General features: G+C 58.9%; 11 protein-coding genes and 1 tRNA gene. 8 read left to right on the top strand and 4 right to left on the bottom strand.

The annotated features are described in order from the left end of the window. The first annotated feature begins 48 nt into the window (after positions 1–48). Both ilvC and GRI44_RS04340 read left to right on the top strand, forming a co-directional pair. A complete protein-coding gene (gene ilvC / locus GRI44_RS04345; RefSeq protein ID WP_160600192.1) occupies positions 49–1,083 on the top strand; it encodes a ketol-acid reductoisomerase in 1,035 nt (344 codons plus the stop codon). A gap of 62 nt (positions 1,084–1,145) precedes the next feature. Then, positions 1,146–1,607 carry an I78 family peptidase inhibitor gene (locus GRI44_RS04340; RefSeq protein ID WP_160600191.1) on the top strand — a complete coding sequence of 154 codons (462 nt, stop codon included), beginning with the start codon at positions 1,146–1,148 and terminating at the stop codon, positions 1,605–1,607. Here GRI44_RS04340 and GRI44_RS04335 read toward each other — a convergent pair. Then, a complete protein-coding gene (locus tag GRI44_RS04335) occupies positions 1,604–2,743 on the bottom strand; it encodes an epoxide hydrolase family protein (RefSeq protein ID WP_160600190.1) in 1,140 nt (379 codons plus the stop codon). The genes GRI44_RS04340 and GRI44_RS04335 overlap by 4 nt on opposite strands. 280 nt (positions 2,744–3,023) lie before the next feature. On the opposite strand from GRI44_RS04335, the gene leuA reads away from it, so the two are divergent. From leuA to GRI44_RS04320, 3 genes are all read left to right on the top strand, one after another. Continuing rightward, a complete protein-coding gene (gene leuA, locus GRI44_RS04330) occupies positions 3,024–4,718 on the top strand; it encodes a 2-isopropylmalate synthase (protein WP_160600189.1) in 1,695 nt (564 codons plus the stop codon). A gap of 55 nt (positions 4,719–4,773) precedes the next feature. Then, a complete protein-coding gene (locus GRI44_RS04325; RefSeq protein WP_160600188.1) occupies positions 4,774–5,823 on the top strand; it encodes an amidohydrolase family protein in 1,050 nt (349 codons plus the stop codon). Between the two features lie 94 nt (positions 5,824–5,917). Further along, a complete protein-coding gene (locus GRI44_RS04320) occupies positions 5,918–6,883 on the top strand; it encodes an NAD(P)H-dependent flavin oxidoreductase (RefSeq protein WP_160600187.1) in 966 nt (321 codons plus the stop codon). Here GRI44_RS04320 and GRI44_RS04315 read toward each other — a convergent pair. The 3 genes from GRI44_RS04315 to GRI44_RS04305 form a co-directional block, all read right to left on the bottom strand. Then, positions 6,880–7,428, bottom strand: coding sequence for an AHH domain-containing protein (locus GRI44_RS04315; RefSeq protein ID WP_160601274.1), 549 nt, complete (start codon positions 7,426–7,428; stop codon positions 6,880–6,882). The genes GRI44_RS04320 and GRI44_RS04315 overlap by 4 nt on opposite strands. Then, positions 7,428–8,126, bottom strand: a complete 699-nt coding sequence (locus GRI44_RS04310) for a hypothetical protein (RefSeq protein WP_160600186.1) — start codon at positions 8,124–8,126, stop codon at positions 7,428–7,430. Before GRI44_RS04310 ends, GRI44_RS04315 begins: the two co-directional genes overlap by 1 nt. Positions 8,127–8,309: 183 nt before the next feature. Beyond that, positions 8,310–8,828, bottom strand: a complete 519-nt coding sequence (locus tag GRI44_RS04305) for a flavodoxin family protein (RefSeq protein WP_160600185.1) — start codon at positions 8,826–8,828, stop codon at positions 8,310–8,312. Between the two features lie 79 nt (positions 8,829–8,907). On the opposite strand from GRI44_RS04305, the gene recJ reads away from it, so the two are divergent. From recJ to GRI44_RS04290, 3 genes are all read left to right on the top strand, one after another. After that, positions 8,908–10,695: a single-stranded-DNA-specific exonuclease RecJ gene (recJ, locus tag GRI44_RS04300; RefSeq protein WP_160600184.1), complete on the top strand. Its 1,788-nt coding sequence runs from the start codon at positions 8,908–8,910 to the stop codon at positions 10,693–10,695. Between the two features lie 81 nt (positions 10,696–10,776). Next, positions 10,777–10,851 (top strand) — tRNA-Glu (locus GRI44_RS04295). 130 nt (positions 10,852–10,981) lie between these two features. Beyond that, entirely contained in the window at positions 10,982–12,217 is a 1,236-nt protein-coding gene (locus GRI44_RS04290) for a sensor histidine kinase (protein ID WP_332872352.1), read from the top strand. Positions 12,218–12,285 lie beyond the last annotated feature (68 nt).

The following is a 12,285-nucleotide window of genomic DNA, read 5'->3' as shown; positions in this document are numbered from 1 at the left end:
TCGAAATTCACCCACAACCGGCCAGATGACGGCATTTGAGGACCTATCATGAAAGTTTTTTACGACGCAGACGCAGACCAGAATCTGATCAAGGACAAGAAGATTGCCGTGGTCGGTTATGGTAGCCAGGGCCACGCCCACGCCCAGAATCTGCGCGATTCCGGCGTGAAGGACGTCGCCATTGCGCTGCGCGAAGGGTCCGCCACGGCGAAAAAGGCTGAAGCAGCGGGCTTCACGGTGATGTCCAATGTGGAAGCGGCGAAATGGGCCGATGTGATCATGGTGCTGGCGCCTGACGAACATCAGGCAGAAATCTATGAAAAGGACTTGCACGCCAATATGAAACCGGGCGCGGCGCTTGCCTTTGCTCACGGTCTGAACGTGCATTTTGGCCTGATCGAAGCGCGCCCCGATCTCGACGTATTCATGGTCGCGCCCAAGGGGCCGGGCCACACCGTGCGCAGCGAATATGTAAAGGGCGGCGGCGTACCATGCCTGTTTGCCGTGGCGCAGGAAGCGGAAGGCAGCAGCGGCAACGGATATGCCAATGCGCTGGCGCTGTCCTATGCATCGGCAGTCGGCGGTGGCCGCAGCGGCGTGATTGAAACAACCTTCCGTGAAGAATGCGAAACCGATCTGTTTGGCGAACAGGCCGTTTTGTGCGGCGGCATCACCCATCTCATCCAGGCCGGTTTCGAAACGCTGGTGGAAGCTGGTTATGCGCCGGAAATGGCCTATTTCGAATGTTTGCATGAAACCAAGCTGATCGTCGATCTGCTGTATGAAGGCGGCATTGCCAATATGCGATATTCCATCAGCAATACGGCAGAATATGGCGACATCAAAACCGGCCCGCGCATCATTACGGCTGAAACCAAGGCGGAAATGAAGCGCGTGTTGGAAGATATCCAGGCGGGCCGTTTTGTGAAGGATTTCGTACTCGACAACCGGGCCGGTCAACCTGAACTGAAAGCCAGCCGCAAGGCCGCCGCTGCCCACCCCATCGAACAGGTCGGCGCAAAGCTGCGGGCGATGATGCCGTGGATCGCCAAAAACCAGCTGGTCGATAAAGAGAAAAACTGATTGTCGCTAATCTGACATGAAACAGGGCCAACGGGCGGTAAACCACTCGGAAGGACGAACCGGTGACCTATCGCGCCAGAATTGCTGCCCTTGGCCTGTTTCCTGCCATATTCATTGCTCTGGCTGCATGCGGCAATGCTGACCAGCAGACCGAAACTGCTGATGATTTCGCAGCGCGCGTAAACGGCGCGCCCGTTGCTGCCAATACTTCCGCAACCGGGCAACCCGGCCAGCAATATGCACCACAACTTGCAGCACCTGTGTCTGGCGCGGCTGCCGGTCCGCCAGAGGCACGCAGGCAGACAGATCCGGCGTCGGCAAGCTGCGGTGCCAATCGCGGGGCAAAATTCCTCGGCCAACCGGCATCAGACCAGATCAATGCCGAGATCAGCCAGATCCTGCCAGCGGGCGCGACAATGCGCGTGGTTTCCTATGGCGAGGCGGTGGATAGCGATTTTCGCAATGCGCGGCTCAACATCATGCTTGATGCCGGCGGCATCATCCGCGACCTGCGCTGCGGCTAGCGTATTTTTGCAAAACAGGCGCGGATTTCCCGGGTGAACATTTCAGGCTGTTCCCACGCGGCAAAATGTCCGCCCTTGTCCAGCGTGTTCCAATAGATGAGATTGGGCATCAACCGTTCTGCCCAGGCGCGCGGCGCAGGCATGATTTCGCCCGGAAATGCACTGACCCCGCCCGGTAATCTGACCGGCCCGCCGGCGAAGCGGCCGAAACTTTCCCAATATAGCCGCGCCGCCGATGCGCCTGTGGCGGGCAACCAGTACAGCATCAGATTATCAAGGATCGCATCCATCCTGAGCGCGTCCAGGGGCGACCCCTTATTATCCGTCCATGCATACATCTTTTCGTAAACCCAGCCGGCCAGACCGATGGGGGAATCCACCAGCGCATAGCCAATCGTCTGCGGACGGGTTGATTGCTGCTTGGAATAGCCTGAATCCCAGTCGGCGTAATATTTCAGCCCCGCCAGCGCCTTTTTCATATCGGCGTCTTCGCTGCTGAAATCTTCCGCAGTGGGCTTCACCGACACCATGTTGACATGGATGGCCCGGCAGCCTTCGGGTGCCTGCCGGCCAATTTCTGCAGTGACAGCAGAGCCCCAATCACCGCCTTGCGCAACCCAGTGGTCATAGCCAAGGCGCGCAACCAGTGTGGCCCATGCCCGGGCAATTTTCTCGATGCCCCACCCTGTGCTTGTCGGCTTGCCGGAAAATCCGAAACCGGGCAGCGATGGCGCGATGACATGAAAGGCATCAGCCGCGGTTCCGCCATATTTTTCCGGTTGGGTCAGCCGTTCGATCACTCCCAGAAATTCCACCACGGAACCGGGCCAGCCATGCGTCAGCACAATCGGCAAGGCATTTTCATGCGGGGAGCGGACATGGAGAAAATGGATATCCAGCCCGTCAATCTCGGTCACAAACTGGCCAAGCGAATTGAGATACGCCTCGCAGCCACGCCAATTGTAACCACTGCGCCAATATTCCACCAATTCGCGTAACAGGCAGAGCGGCGTGCCTTGCGACCAGTCATCGACCGGTTCTGCCTCGGGCCAGCGGGCCGCGTCTATCTTGTGATAAAGCCGTTCCAGCTCGCTTTGCGGGATATCGAGCACGAATGGTCTGATGGTATCGTTCATCGCCGGACGCTATGCCGTCATGCCGCGCAGATCAACCACGACAAATTTCAAACCTGAAGATATTTTCGTCATAAAGTTGCTTAAACCGGGTGGACAGCGCTTGCTTCCATGCGCATAGAAAAGGGATGAACGCTAGTATTGGCCTGATCCTGCGACTTACACGCCCTTGGGCGTGACCTGCGGCGTGGCCTGACAAGGTGCGCTGCAAGCGCCCAAGGGACCCGTTACGGGACTGGTAGCCGCAGCACATACTTCGTTTTAGAACCGAGATTTTCCTGACATGACCATGCTCCGCGATCCATCGCGCAAATATAATCCATTCCCGCAGGTTGACCTGGCGGACCGGCAGTGGCCATCGCGCATCATCACCGCCCCGCCCCGCTGGCTGTCGACCGATCTGCGCGATGGCAACCAGGCCATCGTCGACCCGATGGATTCGGCCAAGAAGCGCCGCTTCTTCGAACTGCTGGTTGAAATTGGCGTCAAGGAAATAGAAGTCGGCTTCCCCAGTGCCGGCGCGACCGAGTTCGATTTTATCCGCGGCTTGGTGGATTCCGGCACCATCCCGCAAGATGTGGTCGTGCAAGTGCTTACCCAATCGCGCGCAGATCTTATCCGCACGTCGTTTGACAGTCTCGACGGGGTCCATGCGGCCGTGGTCCATATGTATAATGCGGTCAGCCCCGCATGGCGCGATATCGTTTTCCGCATGAGCCAGCAGGAAGTCCGCCAGATCGCGGTGGATGGCGCCAAAATCATGCGCGACGAAGCAGCAGCGCGCCCCCGAACTGACTGGCGTTTTCAATATAGTCCGGAAACATTTTCCACCGCCGAACTCGATTTCAGCATAGAGGTTTGCGAAGCGGTCATGGATGTCCTCCAGCCAACAGCGGAACGTCCCATCATCATCAACCTTCCCGCCACGGTTGAGGCTGCGACTCCCAATATTTACGCCGACCAGATCGAATATTTCTGCCGCAACCTGCCCAATCGGGATGCAGCCATTATCAGCCTGCATACGCATAATGACCGCGGCACAGGGGTGGCCGCTGCTGAACTGGGCCTGATGGCGGGGGCCGACCGCGTGGAAGGCTGCCTGTTCGGCAATGGCGAACGCACTGGTAATTGCTGTCTCGTGACGGTTGCTCTCAACCTCTACACGCAGGGCATCGATCCCGGTCTGGATTTTTCCGACATCGACCGGGTGATCGAGACGGTGGAATATTGCAACGAATTGCCGGTCCACCAACGCCACCCCTATGGCGGCGAATTGGTGTTCACGGCATTTTCGGGCAGCCATCAGGATGCCATCAAGAAAGGCTTTGCCGCCCGCGAAACCCAGAATGACGAAAAATGGCGCGTGCCCTATCTGCCGATTGACCCGGCTGACCTTGGCCGGAATTATGAAGCTGTCATTCGCGTCAATTCGCAAAGCGGCAAAGGCGGGTTTGCCTGGGTACTGGAACAGGATCAGGGGCTTAAACTGCCCAAGGCCATGCAGGCAGATTTTGCGCCCCATGTGCAGCGCATGGCCGATGATCTTGGCCGCGAACTTAACGCGGCCGATATCTGGCAAGCCTTCCGCGATGCCTATTATGTGCAGACCACTGACAAGCATTTCCAGCTCGTCGATTACGAGGAAAGCCGCGGCGCAGATGGCACGCGCCTGTTCGCCGGGACGATCGAGGTGGCAGGACAAGCCCAGCGCGTCAGCGGCCGCGGAAATGGTCTTATTTCATCGGTCGTCGCGACATTGCGTGATGCTTTCGGGGTGGAGCTTGAGGTTCAGGACTATTCCGAACACGCCCTTTCCAAGGGATCTGACGCGCGCGCTGCGGCCTATCTGGAATGCACAGGCGCTGATGGGCGCAAGATCTGGGGCTGCGGAATTGACGAGGATATCGCCACTGCCAGCGTGCGGGCCGTGCTGAGTGCGGCGAACAGTGCCTTGCGCGATGGCGATAATCCAGCCTAACCCTGTCACCACAAAACAAAAGCGCGTGAAAGCGCCACGTCAGGAGCGGATGTATATGAGCGAAGCCATTCTGGAACCCGATCTGCCGATTATCGATCCGCACCACCATCTGTGGGATTTGCGGGCGCTGATGCCAGCCTTTCCAGAACCACGGCACCCCTTCATCGAAGCGATTGCCGGTGCTGCCTATTACACGTTCGACCAGTTGCACGCTGATGTGACCAGCGGCCACAACGTCATCGGCACCTGTTTCATGGAATGCGGTGCATTTTACCGCGCAAATAGCAGTGACGAAATGAAACCGGTTGGCGAAGTAGAATTCGTCAACGGTGTCGCCGCGCAAAGTGCGAGCGGCCTGTATGGCGATTTGCGGGCCTGTGCTGCCATCATTGGCCATGCTGACATGATGCTGGGTGATGGCGCAATTCCGGTGCTGGAAGCGCTGATCGCTGCCGGTAATGGCCGTTTTCGCGGGATCCGCCATTCCGCCGCATGGGACGCCAATCCCGCGACGCTAGGCCCGCCATTCCATGCGCCCGAAGGGTTGATGGTCAGCGATGAATTTCAGGCCGGGTTCGCCAATCTGGCAACGTTTGGCCTCACCTTCGATGCCTGGGTGCTGGAACCGCAGCTGGGCGATGTGATTGCGCTTGCTCGCAAATTTCCCGACCAGCCCATTGTTCTTGATCATTGCGGTACCCCGCTCAACATCGCCAGTTACAAAGGCAAGCTGGGCGAAAACTTCTCCCGCTGGCGCAAGGCCATCCATAAACTTGCTGAAAACCCGAATGTCACTGTCAAGCTGGGCGGGCTGGCGATGGCGTTTTGCGGTATGCCCGAAGAAGGCCCGGCCAAGGGCGTGAATTCCGAAACCCTTGCGGCCATGTGGCGACCCTATATCGAAACCTGCATCGAGGCGTTCGGTCCTGAGCGGGCCATGTTCGAAAGCAATTACCCGGTGGACCGCTGGGGCGCGACATATCCAGTGCTGTGGAACGCGTTCAAGCGCATCACGCGGGGCGCGTCGGATGCTGACAAGCGCGCACTTTATGCCGGCACGGCGGCCCGCGTTTACGGGATTGAGGATGTGCTCGAGAGGGCTTGATCCGGCGTGGATGCGCCAATTCGCGATACAGCCTCGACAAGTGTTCAGGTGCCGCATAAGCACCAACTGGTTTCATTAAGCAACGGAGTATTCCATGCCGCTACCCGCACCTTTCGACCGCCTTCGACTGCCTGTAATCGGTTCTCCGCTGTTTATCGTTTCAGGCCCGGAACTGGTCATTGCACAGTGCAAGGCTGGCATTGTGGGAAGCTTCCCTGCGCTCAACGCGCGGCCATCAGGCATGCTGGATGAATGGCTGCACCAGATTACCGAAGAACTGGCCGCGCATAACCGCGACAATCCTGATCGCCCCGCAGCGCCTTACGCCGTCAACCAGATCGTCCACCGCAGCAACAACCGGCTCGAAGAAGATATTGAAGTGTGCGGTAAATGGCAGGTGCCCATGATGATTACATCACTAGGCGCGCGCGAAGAAGTGTTCGAGGCAGCGCATAGCTGGGGCGGTATCGTGCTGCATGACGTCATCAATGACAAATTTGCCCACAAGGCGATTGAAAAGGGAGCTGATGGTCTGATCCCAGTTGCAGCGGGCGCTGGCGGCCATGCAGGCGTGCAGTCACCCTTTGCGCTGATGCAGGAAATCCGCAGCTGGTTTGACGGGCTGGTGGCGCTATCGGGGTCCATTTCTCACGGCCGGTCCATTCTTGCGGCGCAGGCAATGGGCGCTGATTTTGCCTATATCGGCTCCCCCTGGATTGCGACCAAGGAAGCCAACGCAGATCAGGCGTACAAGGAAGAAATCGTCAAGAGCAAGGCTGCCGATATTGTCTATAGCAGTCTGTTTACAGGCGTAGCGGGCAATTATCTGCGCGGTTCCATCGTCAGGGCCGGTCTCGATCCTGACAATCTGCCTGAAGGCGATGTCAGCAAGATGAACTTCGGATCTGGCGGCAATAGCGAAGCAAAGGCCTGGAAGGATATCTGGGGTTCGGGCCAAGGCGTTGGGATGGTGGATAATATCGACAGCGTGGCAGACCGGGTTGACCGGTTGGAACGTGAATATATCGCGGCAAAAGAAGAGCTTCTGGCTAAAATCTAAGAAGCAGTCGCACCCCAGAGCAACTCAGCCATGGCATCGAGCTCGGTAAAATCGAGCCCGGTGCCAAGCGGGTCTTTGCTGTTCAGCCGCAGCCGCTTGCCCTGTGTTTCAAGCAGCCGACGCCGCAGCGCGCGTTGCAACAGGTCCAGCCGCATCAACGCATTGTCCAGCGCGATCTCTGGCGCGCGCAGACGGGCGCTGGACCAGTGGCGTTCAACCTGCCCAACCCGCTCAATCACCATCGCGTTGTAATCCCTGTGGGGGCCGCGATGTAATGGCAGGCCAACCCGCATCGCGGCTTCATCACGCGCTGGTAAAAGGAGGCCGTTGCAGCGAAAATCCTCAAAACCTATGCGGTCCCGTCCGATCGTGTCGAACATCGGCCCAAAACAGCGCTGGGACAACAATTGCCGCGGCAGCAAATGGTGCCGCTGCAGGCCCGGATCATAGGCGGCGGATGTTCTGAGATTGACTGAGCGGAACGGCAGCGTCTTTCGCGCAGGCGGCAGACATGCAAGTGCAGCAGCGCTACCGTCCGGCTGCATCACCCGCGCCACACGCGAATTATGCGGCCATTTTCCGCAGGTTCCAGCCGCAACTGCGACCCATCCGGCGCCATGATGGCTTCTGCTTCCTTCAGCGCGCCATGCTGGACCAGTTGGTTTATCAACCGGATCGCAAGCTGGGTGGCTTGTGCGCGGTCACCGGCAAAATCCGCATCCAGCCGCACTTCCTGGCCGGTGAAATAGGCCAGCCCCGCGCTTTGCAGAGCGCCGTTTTCAAGCCTTTGGAACGATGTCAGTCCAAGCGCAGGAAATGGCCCGCCAGCGTTCCACGCCTCGACAGTTGTGCGGAAAAATGACGGGCTTGAAACCGCCCGTGCCGGTGGCCAGCCCACGGCCATCAAGGATGGTAATTTTGTCGACAAGGATGCCACCACGCCAGCCATCACCCGCGCCACGGGAAGGCTGCGCTCGCCGCCGCTAAGATGCGGACCAGGAACAAGCAGTGATGCTTCGGTTTCGGAATCGATAACCCCCGGCGGACAATCATAAAAATGTTCAAATTCAGGTACGTGCGCCCCAGCATCTGGTTCCAGATGCCGCAGATCGAAGGTCATGCCATGGGCCAGCAATTCCAGCCATGCGTTTGCTGACGCTGACGTCTCATCGGCAGATTCAACAGGGTCGTGGCTGATGTCGACAGAGGCAAGCGTGCTGATTGCTTCACGGATAACAGACACGTCAGGCCGCTGTCCGGTTTTGAAAAACAGGAGTATTCCAGGCGACCGATCACACCGATCAAGTTCTTTACGGCGGTCGATTTTTAAAGTCCCCTAACAATATAAGCAGTTATTTACTTGGCCTTAAACAAGCGGTTCGTCGAGTCCCCGAAATAGAGTTGCATCCGTATTGGATGCACCATTTTAGAACACTCCCAGACGCAGACCCTCGGCCAATGCCTCGCCCAGTTGATGGCATTGTTTCAAGGACTTATCGTTAACAATCTTCGGAGCAAGGATTTCTGCCGGTGTCTGGGCATGGCAATTGATGATCAGGGGTTCGGCCACCCTGCGCAGTCGCCACCCCTTTGCGATGCGGTCTATCTGGCGCTGTGCGCCTGTCCCGTCAGACCCTGCGGCAATGGCTGTGGCAAAGCCGCGCCCTTCGATCCGGCCGAGCAGGGAATAATAGCACCGGTCGAACATTTCTTTCATGATCCCGCTCATACATGCCAGATTTTCCGGGCAGACGAACAGATAGCCCGCGCAGGCCAGCATATCCTCGGGCTGGACCTTGTCCGCAGGCATCAGCGTCCCATTGGCCCCGGCACCAGCCACTGCAGCGTCGGCCATGGCTTCGCTTGCGCCGGTCCGGCTGTGCCATGCGACAAGCAGCCTTGGAGGGGTGCTGGCATGGCTGTCTGAAAGGGGCGGCAGGTTCATCCGGCAATTGTCGCGCCATGGACTGTATTGTCAATCGCGCCCCCTTTGCTGGCCGCAATCCTTCCTATAAACACCGGAAATGGCATCTCGTACCCAGGCACCCGTATTTGGCGTAACATCATCCCTGTCAGGCAAGGCGTGGCATTGGCGCGGCGGCAATATGGATGTCCGCAGCGATGCGACCGCTCTCGACAAGGATATCGTCACCCAGCTGCTGCTGTCTCGCGGCGTCAGCAGCGATGATCTTGAAAACCAGCGTTCGCCCACTTTGCGCGGCTTCCTGCCTGATCCTTCCGAATTTCGCGATATGGACGCAGCTGCGGAACGGATCGCGCAGGCGGTTCTGGGGAACGAAGCAACCGTAATTTACGGCGATTATGATGTGGACGGGGCCACCAGTGCCGCGCTGCTGATCCTGCTGCTGCGGATGCTGGGCCATGAAGCACGCTATTACATCCCCGATCGCCTGTTGGAAGGATATGGCCCCAGCGGCAAGGCGCTGGTCCAGCTGGCTGATGAAGGCTCCAGCCTGATCGTCACGGTCGATTGCGGCGCAATGGCGCATGATGCCCTGCAGCAGGCCCATGACGCAGGCGTGGACGTGATTGTGGTGGACCATCACAAATGTTCGCCCGAATTGCCCAAGGCAGCTGCCATGGTGAATCCCAATCGCCTGGATGAAAGCGACATTGGCGCTGCCCATGGCCATCTGGCAGCAGTGGGCGTAGCCTTTGTGCTGGCGATTGCGGTGGTCAGGACGTTGCGGGGCCGCGGCTTTTTCAAGAACCGGCCGGAGCCTGATCTGTTTTCCCTGCTGGATCTTGTTGCGCTGGGCACGGTGGCCGATGTGGCCGCCCTGCACGGCCTCAACCGTGCCTTTGTGGCGCAGGGGCTGAAAGTCATGTCCCGGCGGGATAATATCGGCATGGCCGCGCTGATTGATGCCAGCAGGCTGAAACGCGCGCCTGTCTGCAGCGACCTTGGCTTTGCGCTTGGCCCGCGGATCAATGCGGGCGGCAGGGTTGGCGAATCGACGCTGGGCGTGCGCTTGCTCACCACCCGGGACCCTGACGAGGCAGCGCAGATCGCGGCGCAGCTTTCCGCCCTCAACGAAGACCGGCGGGCCATTGAAGCTGCCGTGCAGGAAGCCGCCGAATTGCAATTGGCAGGTCTGCACAACCGTTCTGTCATCGTGGTGGCAGGCAAGGGATGGCATCCCGGCGTCATCGGCATCGTGGCAGGCAGGATCAAGGAAAAGACCGGCAAACCCACGCTGGTCATCGCGCTGGATGATGAAACGGGCCAGGGCAAAGGTTCTGGCAGGTCCATTTCAGGCATCGATCTTGGCGCCGCCATCATCGCGGCGCGTGAACTGCATTTGCTGGTGGCAGGCGGCGGCCACGCCATGGCAGCAGGACTGACGATTGATGAAGGCAAGGTGGCCGCGCTGGCAGACTGGCTGGATGCGCGCCTTGGCAGCGCGGTGGCAAAGGCCATGGCGCACCAATCCATCCAGCTTGATCTGGCACTTGCGCCTGGCGGCCTTACCCCATCCCTGATCGAATCGATGGACAGCGCCGGTCCGTTTGGTGTGGGCTGGCCCGGACCACGCGTTGCTGTGGGCCCTGTCAGGCTGGTAAAAGCCGATATTGTCGGCACCGACCATGTCCGGCTGATCGCCAGCGGCGCTGATGGAAAATCTTTTAAGGCAATTGCCTTTCGCGCAGCCGAAACTGACATGGGGCAGGCACTGCTCCATGGCTCGCACGGCAGAATGCTGTGGCTTGCGGGCCGTGCGAAGGTGGATGACTGGGCTGCCAGACCCCAGGCAGAGCTCCATTTGGAAGACGCTGCGTGGGCAGATTAAGCAGATAAGTTGCATTTCAGCGAAATGGCTTCTTGACGTGAAAGCCAAGCCTGCCTAATTGCGCCGCCACGCCATCGAGATGGCCCCTTCGTCTAGCGGTTAGGACGCGGCCCTTTCACGGCTGAAACACGGGTTCGATTCCCGTAGGGGTCACCATCGATGGCGTTTTTGATTCGCGGCCCCCTGCCATGGCAGGTTCGCCCGTTTCCAAAACGCCATCGATATTGGCAGGGCTGATGGCAGCGGGCGCGGCCTGCACAAACTTTCAAAATCTTCGTTCTTATCCGTGGCGATTCATGCTGGCGATGCTGACGTGATGCCGCTAGGCGTTTCGGCCATGCAACAGGCGCGAACTTTCCCATGGCCGGGCGTTGCCATCGCAGGCGCAGCCTGTTTCGTGGCGGGCATGGCCGGAACCAATATCTGGTTGCTGCTGGCAATTTTTCTCGTCTGGTCCGCTTCGCTCTATCTGGTGACCGCAACCCCGCCCGCGCCGGTGGCAGCGCCTGCCAAGGGACCATTTACCCAAGCCACCATTGGCGAGCTGATCGAACATTCGGCAACGCCGCTGCTGATGACGGACCGCAACCGTGTCACCATTGCCAACCAGGCCGCCCGTGATGTTTTGGGCGAGCATATTCTGGGGCAGGATGTCAGGGTGGCCTTCCGGCATCCATCAGCCATCGCCCTGCTTGACCGGAAGGGCCCCGGCAGCGCCACCATTCACGGGCTGGCGCGCCGCAAGGACATCTGGCGGATGAACCGTCAAGAAATCGACGACCGGTTTACTGTCGTCGAATTGATCAACCGCACTGCCGAAGCGCAGATCAGCCGCGCCCATACCGATTTTGTCGCCAATGCCAGCCACGAATTGCGCACGCCGCTCGCATCCATCATCGGCTATGTCGAAACATTGCGGGAAGACGGCAATGTGCCGCCGGAAACACAGAAGAAATTTCTCACCACCATTCTGAGCGAAGCCAACCGGTTGCAAAATCTGGTGAGCGATCTGATGTCCCTGTCCCGCGTCGAGGCTGAAAAGCACGACGAACCCGGCGAAAGCGTCGATCTGAAGCCGCTGGTGGAAATGTCTGCCCGCGATGCTGCAGGGGCCGAGCGATTTGAACGAATCGAATTCGGCGACCTGCAACCGATGACAGTTCTGGGCGATCCGCGGCAATTGGAGCAGCTGGTTCGCAATCTGGTGGATAATGCGCTGAAATATGGCAGCGCTGACGAAAAGGTCACAGTGTCGCTATCCGAAACATCCGATGGCAATGCCCAACTGACTGTAATGGACCGCGGCGAAGGCATCGCAGAAGAACATCTGCCCCACCTTACGCGCCGGTTTTATCGCACGGATCCTGGGCGCAGCCGGGCATCGGGCGGCACTGGCCTGGGCCTGGCGATTGTGAAGCATATTGTGGAGCGTCACCGCGGCCGCCTCGACATCACGAGCAAGGTCGGTAAGGGCACCGTTGTGAACGTTCGGATCCCAAGGGTTGCACAAGAGTCCATTTAATTGTCATGAGCCTGTCACATAACTTCAACATCCGGCGACCAGACAGTCGTCTACCGGCGGCGTCGTAA

The sequence above is a fragment of the Allopontixanthobacter confluentis genome, assembly GCF_009827615.1.
Classification (GTDB): Bacteria; Pseudomonadota; Alphaproteobacteria; order Sphingomonadales; family Sphingomonadaceae; genus Allopontixanthobacter; species Allopontixanthobacter confluentis.
This window is presented reverse-complemented; position numbering and strand designations above follow the sequence as displayed.